At 64.3% G+C, this 13,952-nt stretch carries 13 protein-coding genes and 1 riboswitch; of the genes, 6 read left to right on the plus strand and 7 right to left on the minus strand.

Annotation, left to right across the window (positions count from 1 at the left end; genetic code table 11):
• Positions 1-10: 10 nt before the first annotated feature.
• A complete protein-coding gene (locus QFZ88_RS22770) occupies positions 11-904 on the minus strand; it encodes a hypothetical protein (RefSeq protein WP_024925455.1) in 894 nt (297 codons plus the stop codon).
• 321 nt (positions 905-1,225) lie between these two features.
• On the opposite strand from QFZ88_RS22770, the gene QFZ88_RS22775 reads away from it, so the two are divergent.
• Entirely contained in the window at positions 1,226-1,618 is a 393-nt protein-coding gene (locus tag QFZ88_RS22775; protein WP_024925454.1) for a hypothetical protein, read from the plus strand.
• A gap of 255 nt (positions 1,619-1,873) precedes the next feature.
• Positions 1,874-3,022 carry a PcfJ domain-containing protein gene (locus QFZ88_RS22780; RefSeq protein WP_024925453.1) on the plus strand — a complete coding sequence of 383 codons (1,149 nt, stop codon included), beginning with the start codon at positions 1,874-1,876 and terminating at the stop codon, positions 3,020-3,022.
• 40 nt (positions 3,023-3,062) lie between these two features.
• Here the strand turns inward: QFZ88_RS22780 and QFZ88_RS22785 are convergent, their stop codons facing one another.
• The 6 genes from QFZ88_RS22785 to QFZ88_RS22810 all read right to left on the minus strand — a co-directional run bounded on the left by QFZ88_RS22785 (position 3,063) and on the right by QFZ88_RS22810 (position 8,564).
• Positions 3,063-4,226, minus strand: a complete 1,164-nt coding sequence (locus tag QFZ88_RS22785) for an isovaleryl-CoA dehydrogenase (protein ID WP_024925452.1) — start codon at positions 4,224-4,226, stop codon at positions 3,063-3,065.
• Positions 4,207-4,839: a TetR/AcrR family transcriptional regulator gene (locus QFZ88_RS22790; RefSeq protein WP_024925451.1), complete on the minus strand. Its 633-nt coding sequence runs from the start codon at positions 4,837-4,839 to the stop codon at positions 4,207-4,209. The genes QFZ88_RS22785 and QFZ88_RS22790 overlap by 20 nt, the downstream gene beginning before the upstream one ends.
• Before the next feature lie 228 nt (positions 4,840-5,067).
• The gene (locus QFZ88_RS22795; protein WP_036254882.1) at positions 5,068-5,700 is read right to left on the minus strand and encodes a DUF998 domain-containing protein; all 633 of its coding nucleotides are present in this window, start codon (positions 5,698-5,700) and stop codon (positions 5,068-5,070) included.
• A gap of 191 nt (positions 5,701-5,891) precedes the next feature.
• Positions 5,892-6,302: an LIC_13387 family protein gene (locus QFZ88_RS22800; protein ID WP_024925449.1), complete on the minus strand. Its 411-nt coding sequence runs from the start codon at positions 6,300-6,302 to the stop codon at positions 5,892-5,894.
• A 31-nt stretch (positions 6,303-6,333) separates the two neighbouring features.
• Entirely contained in the window at positions 6,334-6,927 is a 594-nt protein-coding gene (locus QFZ88_RS22805; protein WP_024925448.1) for a TetR/AcrR family transcriptional regulator, read from the minus strand.
• Between the two features lie 569 nt (positions 6,928-7,496).
• Positions 7,497-8,564, minus strand: coding sequence for an SIS domain-containing protein (locus QFZ88_RS22810; RefSeq protein ID WP_024925447.1), 1,068 nt, complete (start codon positions 8,562-8,564; stop codon positions 7,497-7,499).
• Between the two features lie 132 nt (positions 8,565-8,696).
• Here QFZ88_RS22810 and QFZ88_RS22815 point away from each other — a divergent pair, with 132 nt between their 5' ends.
• From QFZ88_RS22815 to QFZ88_RS22830, 4 genes are all read left to right on the plus strand, one after another.
• On the plus strand, positions 8,697-10,196 hold the full coding sequence (locus tag QFZ88_RS22815; RefSeq protein ID WP_051512108.1) for a PLP-dependent aminotransferase family protein: 1,500 nt from the start codon (positions 8,697-8,699) through the stop codon (positions 10,194-10,196).
• Positions 10,197-10,434: 238 nt separating this feature from the next.
• Positions 10,435-11,652 (plus strand): zinc metallochaperone GTPase ZigA, encoded by a 1,218-nt coding sequence (zigA, locus tag QFZ88_RS22820; RefSeq protein ID WP_024925445.1) that lies wholly within the window; start codon positions 10,435-10,437, stop codon positions 11,650-11,652.
• A 152-nt stretch (positions 11,653-11,804) separates the two neighbouring features.
• A riboswitch (cobalamin riboswitch) is annotated at positions 11,805-12,011 on the plus strand.
• A 183-nt stretch (positions 12,012-12,194) separates the two neighbouring features.
• Complete coding sequence (locus tag QFZ88_RS22825; RefSeq protein ID WP_024925443.1) at positions 12,195-12,983, plus strand: ABC transporter ATP-binding protein; 789 nt, start codon at positions 12,195-12,197, stop codon at positions 12,981-12,983.
• Between the two features lie 20 nt (positions 12,984-13,003).
• The gene (locus tag QFZ88_RS22830; protein WP_024925442.1) at positions 13,004-13,951 is read left to right on the plus strand and encodes an ABC transporter substrate-binding protein; all 948 of its coding nucleotides are present in this window, start codon (positions 13,004-13,006) and stop codon (positions 13,949-13,951) included.
• The last annotated feature ends 1 nt before the right edge of the window (position 13,952 follow it).

Genomic DNA, 13,952 nt, shown 5'->3' on the forward strand with positions numbered 1-13,952 from the left:
AGACCTCGTTTCAAATGGGTTCGTGCACGACCGCGAGCTTGCCGCCGCGCCGCTCGTAAAGCAGCGGCGACATGATATTCTGGTCGTCCTTGGTGAACTCGTCCATGAGCTGGCGCGCCATTTGCAGCCCTTGCGGCGCATTCTTGTTGAACGCGATGACGAAGTCGCGCTCCGGCACGCCCAGAAAATAGCCGCCGGGGAATCTCTTGGCGACATAACCGTGGAACCAGTCCGACAGCAGCAGGGCGGCCGAAAGCGGCGCATTGCCGTCGATCTCGAACACCGACACATCGTCGCCGATCCGCTGCTCGATCACCTTCTTGATCTGCTCTTTCAGGTTCTTGCGGCCGAGTTCGGCAAGTTCCTCGAGGCTGCGGCCGCCGGTTTCCGAGCGGTCGAGCGTGCGCAGCGCCGTCGGCTCGTCCATCTGGTAGAGCACGATCAGATCGCCAGCCAGTTCCTGGAAAACCGCGCGCTTTGTCAGGTCTCCCCCGCTTTGCATGAGGTAGCCCTTGGAGCGCACATTGGCGAAAATCCGCGCCGGATCGCTGGTGTACCCCTCTTGCAGGGTGGCGAAAGCGCCGATGAAGGTCTCGATCGCTTCTCCGGCCTCCGCCGGTGGAAGGCCCCGGACCTGGTCGAGCAGGTAGGTCACGTCGATGCGGATGCGGCCGCCTTCGCCGTTCTTGCGCGAAAGATCGATCTGCGCGGGGTCGTCGGGATTGGGCTTGATGTCGACAAAGCGGCCATCCTTGCGCAGGCGCTTTTCTACCGCCGCCGCCAGCTGCTCGACCGTTGCATAACCCTGCTGCTGCGCCGCCGAGACCGGGCTCGAAACCGCGAGCGGAACCGCGACCAGAAGCCCGAGCGGGATCAATAGCTTCAAGAGCTGTTTCAGTTTCATGATGTCCCCCCAATACGCTCCATTTGAACGTATGAGGAACTTATAGGGAACATTTCGGCGTTTTACTATAGTTTCGTCGCGATTTCTCGGCAGACCGGCCTTGCGGCGCAAATCGTTTCGATGTATTGGCCACGCCCCGCGCGAAGCCTCGTCTGTCTGGTCGCGCATGACACTGTGATGGAGGCGACGATGAAAAGCAGAATTCTGCTTTCCCGCGAATGTCTGCCTCGGGCGTGCGAGCAAGCCGCCTGAGGGCGGCGACTTTTTAGCCAGAAACATCAGCAAGTTTGAGGAGCGGCGCGCGGCGCCGCCAGTGTCATCATGTATGTGCGGTTCGTCACGCCGCTTATCCACCCCGACAGCCGGGTGGAGACCGGCTTCTTCCGGGCGTCCTGGTATCTCCACCGGATCGGCGCGCCGGACTGGATTCTGCGCGAGCTCTACGACGAGTTCGAATGGTTCAACGAGCACCTGCCGGTGCCGGGCCGGGTGGCGCGCCATTTCAAGCGGCGCAACTCGATCTGGGGCGTGTGCTGGTTCGACCACGACGCGCGCGAGATGATCGCCCGGGCGCATTATTGCGCCTGGCTGATCGAAGAGGGCGGCTTGCCGGTGCGGGCGGTCAGGATCGACCGCCACCGCGAAGTGCTGTGGCGCGACGCGCACCAGGTGGTGGTGAAGCCGACGTTCGAAGCGCCGCGCGGCTTCAACTGAAACGGCGGGGAGCCAGGTGCTCCCCGCCGACGCCACCGGTTTGTCCAAAGCCTCAGTTGCGCGAATGCAACAGGCACTTATCGCATTGGAAACAATACTCTTTCCGCACTTGCCCGAAATCCGTTGGCGGCCTAGAGAGCCGCCCCGTTCAACCGAAAGGAGACCCGTCCATGACCGCGAGACCGAGATCGACACATTCCGTGCCGGCGCTCGACGCGCGTCCGGCTGACAGGGTTTCACCAAGGATGAACGGCCATGGCCAAGTCCACGATCAAGCGCCGGCGCGAGGCCGAGCGCGAACGCATTGCCTGCTATGAAGCGACGCTGCGGCGTGTCCAGCGCGCGCCGCGTCCGGCTCCGGACTTCGCGCGTGCGCTGAACGACGCCGGGCAAGGGTTCGCCGGCGTCATGGCCCGCGAACCCGAGGCATGGCGCCCCATGTTGAAGACGCGCGATGCCGCACGCCTGCAGCTGGCCGCGGCACGCCATCTCTTCGCGCTCTACCCGGTTCCCTATGCGCTGGAAGAAATCTGGCTCGACGGTTCCGGTCTCGACGCCGACGAAATCGCGCTGCGCCGGCGCTGGTACGTGGTTGCCGCGCGCGGTCGTTCGCTGTGGAAGGAGGAGGCGCGAACGTGGCTTTCCCGCAAGGAAGTCCACTGGTTCCTCAACTCGCCCGGCGATCTCGGTTTCGACGAGGCGATCTGGCTGGCCGTGGCCCGCTCCTACACCGGCGACCTCGGCTCGGCGCTGCGCATTGCCCGTTCGAAGATCGCGCGGACGCCGCGTGCCGGCTTCGTCTTCTGGCGCGAGGTGGCACGCTTCTTCTGCGTGAACGTGGCGACCATCGCGGAGATCGACGATCTCTGCGACTACCTTGCCGCGCGGCGCGAGCGGGAGCCCGGCTACAGCCTCAACGGCCGTACGCTCGCCTCGCTGCAGCGCCAGATGGCCGAGTGGCATCGCGACCTCGAGACTATCGCTCGCATCGAGGCGGCCCGGCGCCGGGCCTTCCGGGCAGCGGGCGGCGAGCCCGAGGGGCGTTGGGCCGGTTCGCCGCTCGACGACTGGAGCTGGAAGCCGACGGCGGGGGAGGTGCGCGTGCGTAAGGAGCAGTTCACGGTGACGCAACTCGTCACCGCCGACGAGCTCGTGGCCGAGTCCCGCGCCATGCATCACTGCGTGTCCAGCTACGCGCAGAAGTGCATCTCCGGGCAGGCTTCGATCTGGTCGTTGCGTCGCTGCGTGGAGGGCAACATCAAGCGTCTGCTCACCATCGAGCTCAATCGCCAGCACCATGTGGTGCAGGTGCGCGGCCACGGTAATCGCCTGGCCACCGCTGAAGAGCGTCAGGTGCTTGGCCGATGGGCGAAAGCGAAAGCCATCGCGCTGTCCGAGCGCTAGAAGACAGCCCGCGCGGCGGAAATGTCGCGCGGGCTTCATCTCAGATCGCCTCCGCCATCATCTCGCGGCCGATCAGCCAGCGGCGGATTTCTGAGGTGCCGGCGCCGATCTCGTACAACTTGGCGTCGCGCAGCAGGCGGCCGGTCGCATAGTCGTTGATGTAGCCGTTGCCGCCAAGCAGCTGGATCGCGTCCAGCGCCATCAAGGTCGCCTTTTCCGCGGCAAAAAGGATGCAGCCGGCGGCGTCCTTGCGGGTCGTCTCCTTGCGGTCGCAGGCGGCCGCCACGGCATAGACGTAAGCGCGGCAGGCATTCATGGTCGTATACATGTCGGCGAGTTTGCCCTGCACCAGCTGGAAGGTGCCGATCTGCTGGCCGAACTGCTTGCGCTCGTGCACATAGGGCATCGCCACGTCCATGCAGGCGGCCATGATGCCGAGCGGGCCGCCGGCCAGCACCGTGCGCTCATAGTCGAGGCCGGACATCAAAACCTCCACGCCGCGCCCTTCCTCGTGCAGCACGTTCTCGAATGGCACCTCGACGTTTTCGAACACCAGTTCGCCGGTGTTGGAGCCGCGCATGCCGAGCTTGTCCAGCTTCTGCGCCACCGAGAACCCCGCAAAGCTCTTCTCGATGATGAAAGCGGTGATGCCGCGCGAATGCCGCTCCGGGTCGGTTTTGGCATAAACCACCATGGTCTCGGCGTCGGGGCCGTTGGTGATCCACATCTTGGTGCCGTTCAGCACATAGCGGTCGTTCTTCTTGTCGGCGCGCAGGCGCAGCGACACCACGTCCGAGCCGGCACCCGGCTCCGACATGGCGAGCGCGCCGACATGCTCGCCCGAACAGAGCTTGGGCAGGTATTTTTCCTTCTGCGCCGGCGTTGCCCAGCGGTTGATCTGGTTGACGCACAGGTTGGAATGCGCACCGTAGGAGAGCCCGACCGAGGCCGAGGCACGGCTGATCTCCTCCATCGCCACCACATGCGCCAGATAGCCCATGCCCGAGCCGCCATAGTCCGGATCGGCGGTCATGCCGAGCAGGCCGAGTGCGCCGAGTTCGGGCCAAAGATGCGGCGGAAATTCGTTGCTGGTATCGATCTCGGCCGCCAGCGGCGCGATCCTGTCCTGGGCAAAGCGCCGCGTCAGGTCTCGGATTGCCTCGACGTCCTCGTTCAATCCGAAATTAAGCGTGTGCGTGTACATGCCTTTGCTCCCCAGCAGGCTGTGGCGCGCCGACAAGGCGCATGGTCATGGATAGGTAGGTTTCGGTGACGCCGTCGATCGACAGCCGCTCGCCCGGCCGGTACCAGACGATGACGCCGGTCATCATCTGGATCAGTGCCATGGCGGTGAGGCCGATATCGTCGACGGCAAAGACGCCCTTCTCGGCGCCGTCGCGCAGGATGGTGCGCAATTCCTTCTCGTAAGCCGTGCGCAGTTTCAGGATGTGGGTCAGCCGCTCCGGCGCGAGGCTGCGCAGTTCCATGTTGGAGACATGCGTCGAGGAGCGGCGCTCGATGTGGAAGGCGATGTGGTTTTCGACATAGGCGGCAAGCCGCGCCGTCGGGTCGACCGTGGCGGGGCGTGCGCCTTCCCAGGCCGCGATCAGCCCGTTCATATGGTCCTGCATCAGCGTGTAGAGCAGGTCTTCCTTGGTCGGGAAATAGCGGTAGAGCGCGGCGGCCTGCACGCCCACCTCGGCGGCCAGCTGGCGCATGGAGACGGCCTCGTAGCCGTGACGCGCGATCAGCGACAGCGCCGCATCCCGGATCGCCGCCTGCGTCCTGCCGCCGTCAGAGCCCGTTGTTCTCGCCATCGTCTCCTCCCGATTGGAGGATAATAAAACGAACGTTCAATTAATTCAAGAGCGATGACACGCGCTGTGACGAGGCGGTTGATGTCCCGGGCGGATTTTCCGATTCAGGGCTGCAACTTGCAATTCAGTTGCAGCCTGCGCTTCGTTCGATGCCGGCGCGCGTAGCCTTTTTCAGGACCAATAAGGGCGTGGTCCAGGAAGACGAATTGGTGCCGCGCTGGGCAAGTCTCACGACACGACGTTTGAGTCGCGAAGCTCGAAAGAGACGAGCGAAAACCAGCCGAAGAGCACGACGCCGGCGCCTCCGATAATCACACCGGCAAAGGAAGGATTGGCTATGCCTGTCGCAACAAGCGCCGGGGCAAGCAGGGCCGTGGCGATGCTGTAGACCATCCAGCCGGGCTTGCCCGCGGCACTGAACCGGCGCGCAAGGACGAAGCAAGCCGCGATCAGTGACAGGAACGAGACCAGGAATGCCACCAGATGCAAGGCGCCGGTGGCGCTTATCTGCGGCGCTTGGCCCGGGGAAGGGAGCGGGTCGGGGCCGAACAATCCGGCCCCAATCATGCCAAGGCCGTAAAGGCCGACGAGGATGGGGCCAGCACTGCTCCCGCGCTGGTCACGCAAAACCCGGCGCAGCCCAACCGCGCCAGCGAGCGCCAGAAAACCGGTCAAAAGAAAGTTGGCGATCTGGATCCAGCCGAGCTCACCCAGCGCAAGAAGGCTGAGAGGCTGGGTCCGAATGTCATGGCTCGGCCTCAGCGCCAGTTGCAGGGCAACGACGGCGTAGAAGACCGGGGCAGTCGCAACGCCGCAGGCGAGGAGGGCGCGATCGACAGGCTGGGGCGAGGCGGTTTTCATCTGGCTCTCCATGAGTGAAGGGAATGGAATGGGACTGAATGGCCGTGGAAGGCGGCTCGCAGGCGATGCGGGCGCCGGTGCCGGTCGCCCGCAGCGGGTGGCGGCCATGGCCGGAGATGGCCACGGAGAACGCGTCGCCAAAATTGAAGGCGGGGGTGTCTGGAAATTCGAAAGTCAGCCGACGCGTCGGGTCATCCGTGCGCCATCACCATTCCGGCCAGATAGAGCACCAAGGCTACGGACATGATGATGAAAGGCACGCTGAACCAGAAACGCTTTGCAATCAGCACGATTGTGGCCAGGAACCCCGCGCCGACCGCGGACAAGGCGGGGAGTTCGAGCACCGCGGGCTGCAACAAGGCCAGATAGCCGTAAATCGCGCCGAACAGGATCAGGCCCAGGCTGTGGCTCGCGTTGAAGCCAATCCAGGCGCGCCACATCGATGCGCCGGGACTGACGCGCAGTGTCGCGCTGCGGAGTGTTTTCAGCGCCGTTTCTTCGCGAGGATGAAGTTCGGTTCCGAACAGCGTGTACACCAGGTGCATCGCGCCGATGACGGCGACGATCAGGGCGCAAACGGCTACAGGCCAGTTGATGGTCATATTGTTTCTCGCAATGAAAAGAGGAAATGGATCAACGAGGTTTCGCGCCGAGCATGAAGAACTCGAACGCATGCGCGAGCTCATCGCGCAACGATGCCGTCGGGCTTTCAAGCCAAGTCATCAGTGCGTAGAGAATGAGGAAATGCAGATAGTTGGCGAGCCGGATGGCGGATTCGTCGACGCGCACTTCGTCAACCTCCTGGGCTTTGGCGATGAGAGCCGCATAGGCGGCGGCCATGTCGGAGGACGTCTGCCCAGCCTCTCCTTGCTTCAATTGCTGGAAGCGAAAGCGGAGATAGGCGGCTGCGTATTGCCGGTGCTGCTCCCACCATAACGCGGACGCGTCCAGCAGGGTCGAGATGCGGGCCGAAAATGAACGCTGCGTCATGACCTGCCCTATCAAAGGGGCCAAATCTTCGGCCAGGCGTAGGTGCATCCATTCGACGAGCACGGCCTCCTTCACCGGGAAGTGGTTGTAAAGCGTTCCGCGTACGACGTCGGCTTCGATGGCGATCTGTTCCATGGTCACGGCGTCGAAGCCGTGGCGCTCGAACAGCGCGTGGGCGGTCTCGGCGATACGAAGACGTGTGCGCTGACTTTTCCCGAGTTGCGGTCTGCTGGCCATGGCGTGTTCCAAAAATATACAATGTCTAAATGCGAGTGACGTCTAATTCGCGTCCAACTACGCCGGCTTGGCGATGCATCGCCGTCGTTTTGCTGGACTGATCCCTGGCCGAGGAGTGCCTATGTTAGTTGCTCCGGTGCTCGGCGGGTTCAACCTTGCGGCAATAATTGAACTATGTGCAATATTAGACATTGTATAAAAACAAGTCAAGTGGGGGCTGCGTTCGCGAGCTCCGACGGAAGCGGGATCCAGCAACGCGGTCCAACTGCCGGGGAGACTGGGGTGTTGATTAGAGGAGGGCTTGAACAGCGCCTCCGTTCGCGAAACGCATTCTGGCGATGCCGAGCAAGGGCAACGCGACCGCCACCGCGTTTTCGTCCGGCGCGATCAGTCGCTAGACCATTGCCGGACGAAAACGCGTTGGACGAACCTGACTATGCATCGGGAGCATAAAGACGCAATGGCCGACCAGGTCCATGCCCCGGCTTCCGAAGGTCGTTCACCGTCAATTTCCTGAGTGACCCGGATCACCCACGACCACCTGCCCTTGTCTCGGATCGCTTCGCCCCTCAGGCCCTGAGCAGTTCGGCAATCGCGGCGTGGTATTTTGGCGTGTCACGACGCGCCATGTCGGGATTGACGCCCTGGGCCGCCGCCATGTGATAGGCGAAGAACTGCATCGGCAGCAGCGACAGCATCGGCGAGAGATGTTCGTCGGTGGAGGGCAGGGGGAAGACGGCGGCGTCGGTCGGCTGCTCCGGTGCGTCTCCCAGAACGAGCATGTCGGCGCCGATCATGTCGAAGACCCTGGCGGCCACGTTGACGCGGCGTGTCGAGGCGCCGGGGTAGTTCACCAGAAGCACGCCGTCGCCGGCGTTGAGCGATACGACCGGGCCATGCAGATATTGCTCCAGCCCGAGCCCGTCTATCTTGCCGAAAGCAGCCTCGCGAACCTTGATCACCACTTCCCAGGCCGACGCTTCGTTGGGCCCGGCGCCGACCGCGTAGTTCGCGCGGCTGGCCGAGCGGCGCGCGAACGGCGCCAGTTCTTCGCCGCGCTCGATCACCTCCTCGACCTGGCTCGGCATCGCCTCCAGGCATCGGCGGAAACCGGCGGTCCCGTCAGATCGACGGATATCCCCCAGTTCGGTTGCGATCTGGGCGATGGCCGCCATGGCGCAGAGGTGGGACGAGGTGTAGGCAGCCGAAGTCTCGCGCTGCGTCGTGCGCAGCACCGCATCGGCATCGCCGATCGCCGCCTCGGTTCCGGCAATGGCCACGACGCGGCAGCGCGCCTGCCTGGCGACATCGAACAGCACACGCGAATAGTGCTTCACGCCGGTGTGAGACAGGATGATGAACACGTCCTTTTCCGACGGCCGATAGGCATCCGTGTAGCATGCGAGGTCGTAGGAATTGACCGGCCGGGCATCGGCGCCGGCGGCGCGAAGCATCCAGGCGCCGGCCAGGGCCGCGCAATAACTCGTGCCCATGCCGGCCAGGAACACGCGCCGCGCACCGGCCAATATCGTGGCCGCTTCCGCCGCCGGCTTCCACTCTTCCGAGAGAACCCTTCTCAGGTCGGCGGGCTGCCGGTGGATGGTTTGATACAGTGCGGATTCGGTGCCAATGGCCATTGTCGCTTCTCCAGATGTCGGCCGCTGGTCATCAGCGGCTGTCCGCATGTTGAAGCGTTATCTTGTCCCACTTCCAGTTCCAGAAAATATCGGATTTCATGGGCCATTGGTCTTGAACGCGTCGCGGGGACAATGATGGCAACGAATATGGGTGAACTGGCACCGCTCGGCATCGACCGGCGGCAGGGACGTTCGCTCGGGCGCCAGCTCTATCACCAGCTGCGCGCGAAGATCCTCGCCGGAGAGCTGCCGCCGGGAACCCGGTTGCTTTCGTCCCGCAATCTGGCGCTGGAGCTGGACATCTCCCGCAACACCGTCGCTGAAGCGTTGAGCCAACTCGTCGCCGAGGGCTATCTGGAGGCGCGGGCCGGCGCCGGAACCTTCGTCTCCCGCATGCTTCCCGAACGCAGTTCGACGCAGCCGGCGCCTGGCGCCGACGTGCCGGAAGCACGGCCCGGGTCGGTGCTGTCCGCGCGCGGCCAGGCTACGCTGCGCCACGCATTGGCGCCGCAATCCCGCAATCCGGCCTTCACGCCGGGCTTGCCTTCGTCCGAGGCCTTTCCAGCCAAGGCGTGGGCGCAATGCGTCGCTGCCGCGTCGCGAACGACGCGTCATCAGCTGGCGGAACACGACGATCCACGCGGAAACGCGCAGCTGCGCTCAGTGGTCGCCGCCTATCTGAGGGCCGCCAGGAATGTCCGCTGCGAGGACGATCAGGTCTTCATTGTCGGCGGCGCCCAGGATGGCATTGATCTCCTGTGCCGCGCCCTTTTTGCGCCGAATGATGAAGCGATTGTCGAAGAGCCGGGCTACAGCGGCCTGAAGAGCGTGCTTGCCTCATGGGGACTGTCCGTTCGCCCAAAGCCCGTTGACGGGGAGGGGTTGATCGTCCCGGCCGACAGCGCCGAGTGGTCCGGGGCAAGGTTGATCTGCGCAACACCGTGCCACCAGTTTCCGCTCGGCATGACGATGAGCCCGGCGAGGCGGTTTTCGCTGCTTGCGGCGGCGCGCGCGGTCGGTGCCTGGGTCCTGGAGGACGATTACGACAGCGAATACCGGCATCTGGGCAATCCGCTGCCGGCGCTGCAGGGCCTGGATGGCGGCGAGCGCGTCATTCATCTCGGTTCCTTTTCCAAGATGCTGTTTCCCGCCTTGCGGCTTGCCTATCTCGTTGTTCCGAAGCCCCTTGTCGATCCGCTGTGCAACGTCCGCGCGGCGACCGGCAACCACGCACCGGCCGCAAGCCAGCTGGCGCTTGCCCGCTTCATGGAACGCGGTCATTTCACCCGCCATCTGCGCAAGATGCGGCGACATTATTCGCTTCGTCGCGCGCGTTTCGTAGAGCTGCTCGAAAACAATCTGTCCGCCTGGCTGAAAGTGTCAAACAGCGAATGCGGCCAGCATGTCATCGTGGAACTGGACGAAAACACTCTCCGAGGGATCGACGACCAGGCTTTGGCAAGGGCGGGCGAAAAGCTCGGCCTGACCCTGGTGCCGCTTTCCGCCTTCTACGAGGGCACGCCCCGCAAGCAGGGTTTTGTCCTGGGCTTCGGCGCGCTGTCGGATCAGGACATGCTGAAATCGGTCGAGCAGTTGCGCGGGCTGCTAGCGACATTCACCCCGAAGGCCTGACCGACAGTTGCGCACACGCAATTGCCGACGTCATGTCGCGCGGGCCGTGCCGAAGACCCGCACGACAATTCCGCCGACACAGGAGATTTCAAACCGAGGCTTGCCTTTTCAAAATATGTTACGTTATAACAAAACTACCTCGCCAAGGCGGGCACCGATGCCGGACGTGACGACACGGCCCGTCCGCACCCTTTGCCTCACCCGCCGCAGACCTCATCGTCATCCCCGGAAAGCAGCCATGCCCCAACCCAGTCCAAACCGCCTTCCCGTCACCGTGCTCTCCGGCTTCCTGGGGGCGGGCAAGACGACGCTTCTCAACCACATCCTGCACAACCGCGAGGGCCGCCGCGTCGCAGTCATCGTCAACGACATGAGCGAGGTCAACATCGATGCCGCGCTCGTCCGCGACGGCGGCGCCAACCTGTCGCGCACCAACGAGCAGCTGGTTGAGATGACCAATGGTTGCATCTGCTGCACGCTGCGCGACGATCTGTTGAAGGAGGTGCGCCAGCTCGCCGAGCAGGGGCGGTTCGACTATCTGCTGATCGAATCCACTGGCGTTTCGGAGCCGCTGCCCGTCGCCTCCACCTTCGAATTCCGCGACGAGACGGGCGCCAGCCTGTCCGACGTCTGCCGCCTCGACACCATGGTCACCGTGGTCGACGCGGCAAACCTGTTGCGAGACTATTCCTCCGCCGACTTCCTGCGCGATCGCGGCGCTTCGCTCGGCGCATCCGACGAGCGCGCTCTGGTCGATCTGCTGGTCGAGCAGATCGAATTCGCCGATGTCGTCGTGCTCAACAAGGTCTCGGCCTGCGCCGCGCCCGATCGCGAACTGGCGCGCAAGATCGTCCGTGCGCTCAACCCCGAGGCCGAACTGATCGAGGCGGATTTCGGCCGCGTCCCGCTCGGCAAGGTGCTCGACACCGGCCGCTTCGATTTCGAACGCGCCGAACAGCACCCGCTCTGGTTCAAGGAGCTGAACGGCTTCAAGGACCACATGCCCGAGACCGAGGAATACGGCATCCGCTCCTTTGTCTATCGCGAGCGCCGCCCCTTCGATCCAATGAAGCTGAAGGCATTCGTCAGCCGGCCGTGGCCGGGCGTGGTGCGCGCCAAGGGTTTTTTCTGGCTGGCGACGCGGCCAAGCCATGTCGGCGAACTGAGCCAGGCCGGCGCGCTGGTCAAAACCGGCAGGCGCGGCCTGTGGTGGGCCGCAGTTCCCCGCAACCGCTGGCCCGACAGCAATGAATGGCGGGACGCCATGCTGCCCTATCTCGATCCAATGTGGGGCGACCGCCGCCAGGAACTGGTCTTCATCGGCTGCAATCCCATGAACGAGGTCCATATCCGGGCCGAGCTCGATGCCTGCCTCGTCGATTGTCCGGTCTTCGCGCCGGAGCTGTGGCGCGACATGTCCGATCCGTTCCCGAACTGGGAAGGGCAGGCGGCATGATCATCGCTTCGCTGCGCAAACTGTTCACCGCCCGGAGCCATATCGACTGCGACTGCCACCGCCCGCGCGTTCGTTATACGCCGCCCGGCGATCGGCCCGCCGCCGGCTCCGCGGGCGAGCATGAATGGCCATTGCCACGCGGCGGCCGCCCCAATAGGGTGCCCGACGATGGTTCCCCGAATCGAAAGGTCCGGGGTGAAAAGGGAACATGGTGAGGCTCTTCGGGCCGAGGCCATGGCTGCCCCCGCAACTGTAAGCGGTAGCAAAGTCCGAAATACGCCACTGGCCGACAGGCCGGGAAGGCAGGACCGAGCCGAGACCCGCGAGCCAGGAGACCTGCCATCGCAACGAGTTGACCGGACGGGGTGTGCCGGGAGGAAGCTTAGAGGGCGGCGTCTGCCGTCATCCCGGCCATCCTTCCGCGCCTGATCGAAAGAGAGATCGGTGGAAGGTATTGCTGCTCTTCGACGCAAACGCGTATGCCGCGCGGCGGCCGCGTCGGTCTCGCCACGCACCTCACGCGTCGCATCGGACGTTCTGCCATGAACGGGCCGGTTCTTCAGGCCCGCGGCCTTTGTTACCGGCCTGAAACCGGCGTCAGCCTCGTCGAGGAAGTCGGCATCGACCTGGCAGCCGGTGAAAGGCTCGCCATCATCGGCCCCAACGGCGCCGGCAAGACGACGCTTTTGCGCATGCTGTGCGGCATGCTGCGCCCGAGCCGGGGCACGGTCAGCCTCGAGGGCCAACGGCTCGACCGGCTGTCGATGGCCGAGCGGGCGCGCAGGATCGCCGTCGTCGGCCAGTCCGACCAGCCGGACCCACGCCTGTCCGTCCTCGACTATGTCGGGCTCGGTCGCATCCCGCATGCCAGCCTGCATGGCCAGGCGGACGAGCGCGACATCGTTGTCGATGCGCTTGGTCAGACCGGCCTGCTGCCGCTGCAAGCGCGCGCCATGGGCTCACTCTCCGGCGGCGAGCGCCAGCGCGCCCAGCTTGCCCGCGCCATCGCGCAGCGGCCGACCGTGCTGTTCCTCGACGAGCCGACCAATCACCTCGACCCCCGCGCGCGCGGCGAATTGCTCGAATTCGTTGCCAGGCTGGGCATCGCCGTCGTCACCGTCTTGCACGACCTGCCGCTGGTCGCGCCCTTTGCCACCCATGTCGCCGTCATGGACAAGGCGCGGTTGCGCGCGCTCGGCTCGCCGGTCGAGACGCTGACGCCCGCTCTGGTGCGCGAGGTCTTTTCGATCGACGTGTTGCGGTTCCCCCATCCGGAAGAACGGGACCGCGAACTGACGGTCTTCGACGTTCCGATCCGCCTTTCCCGCTGAACAATCCCAACGGAGTTCCCATGAAACGTCTTGCGCTTGGTCTTGCCCTCTCGCTGTTTGCATCGGCGGCTTTTGCCTTCCCGGTCACCGTCGACAATTGCGGCGTTCCGCTGACTTTCGACGCGCCGCCCAAGCGCGCGGTCATCAACGATCTCAACATGTCTGAAATGGCCTTCGCGCTGGGGCTGCAGCCCGAGATCGTCGGCCTGACCGGCATCACCGGCTGGTACAAGGTCGATGCCGCGTTCAAGGCCGCCCAGGGCGCGATCCCGGAACTCGCGCCGAAGTATCCGACGCTGGAAAACCTGCTCGCGGTCGAGCCCGATTTCTTCTTCGCCGGCTGGTATTACGGCATGAAGCCCGGCGGCGAGGTGACGCCTGATACGCTGGCCCCGCACGGCATCAAGACGCTGCTTCTCACCGAAAGCTGTATCCACGTCGACAAGAACCGCCCGGCGGCGTCGATGGACCTGTTGTTTGGCGACGTCGAGAAACTCGGCAAGATTTTCGGCAAGGAAGAGAAGGCGAACGCCCTGGTCGCCGGCTGGAAGGAAAGGCTTGGCACTATCACCGCCAAGGTCGGCAACCGCAGCGGCACGCGCGTCTTCCTCTACGATTCCGGCGAGGACAAGCCTTTCACCGCCGGCAAATTCGCCATTCCGACCGCGATGATCGAGGCCGCCGGCGGCACCAACATCATGGCTGACATGCAGACCAGCTGGGGCAACACCGACTGGGAGACGGTCGCCGCCAGGAACCCGGAATTCCTGGTCCTGCTCGACTACCAGGATGCGGCCGGCTACCGGAAGCTGATTGATTTTCTTAAAAGCCACCCGGCCATGAAGGAAACGGACGCGGTCAAGAACAACCGCTTCGTCGCCCTTCGTTATGCGGAGCTGACGCCCGGGCCGGCCAACATCGAAGCCATCGACAAGATCGCCAAGGCCATGCACCCGGAGGCTTTCTGAA

Source organism: Mesorhizobium sp. YL-MeA3-2017 (assembly GCF_030814575.1).
Taxonomy (GTDB): Bacteria; Pseudomonadota; Alphaproteobacteria; order Rhizobiales; family Rhizobiaceae; genus Mesorhizobium; species Mesorhizobium terrae.

Coding starts and splice junctions, on each gene's coding strand:
- QFZ88_RS22770 (WP_024925455.1), bottom strand. CDS start 904: ATGAAACTGAAACAGCTCTTGAAGCTATTGATCCCGCTCGGGCTTCTG.
- QFZ88_RS22775 (WP_024925454.1), top strand. CDS start 1,226: ATGTATGTGCGGTTCGTCACGCCGCTTATCCACCCCGACAGCCGGGTG.
- QFZ88_RS22780 (WP_024925453.1), top strand. CDS start 1,874: ATGGCCAAGTCCACGATCAAGCGCCGGCGCGAGGCCGAGCGCGAACGC.
- QFZ88_RS22785 (WP_024925452.1), bottom strand. CDS start 4,226: ATGTACACGCACACGCTTAATTTCGGATTGAACGAGGACGTCGAGGCA.
- QFZ88_RS22790 (WP_024925451.1), bottom strand. CDS start 4,839: ATGGCGAGAACAACGGGCTCTGACGGCGGCAGGACGCAGGCGGCGATC.
- QFZ88_RS22795 (WP_036254882.1), bottom strand. CDS start 5,700: ATGAAAACCGCCTCGCCCCAGCCTGTCGATCGCGCCCTCCTCGCCTGC.
- QFZ88_RS22800 (WP_024925449.1), bottom strand. CDS start 6,302: ATGACCATCAACTGGCCTGTAGCCGTTTGCGCCCTGATCGTCGCCGTC.
- QFZ88_RS22805 (WP_024925448.1), bottom strand. CDS start 6,927: ATGGCCAGCAGACCGCAACTCGGGAAAAGTCAGCGCACACGTCTTCGT.
- QFZ88_RS22810 (WP_024925447.1), bottom strand. CDS start 8,564: ATGGCCATTGGCACCGAATCCGCACTGTATCAAACCATCCACCGGCAG.
- QFZ88_RS22815 (WP_051512108.1), top strand. CDS start 8,697: ATGATGGCAACGAATATGGGTGAACTGGCACCGCTCGGCATCGACCGG.
- zigA (WP_024925445.1), top strand. CDS start 10,435: ATGCCCCAACCCAGTCCAAACCGCCTTCCCGTCACCGTGCTCTCCGGC.
- QFZ88_RS22825 (WP_024925443.1), top strand. CDS start 12,195: ATGAACGGGCCGGTTCTTCAGGCCCGCGGCCTTTGTTACCGGCCTGAA.
- QFZ88_RS22830 (WP_024925442.1), top strand. CDS start 13,004: ATGAAACGTCTTGCGCTTGGTCTTGCCCTCTCGCTGTTTGCATCGGCG.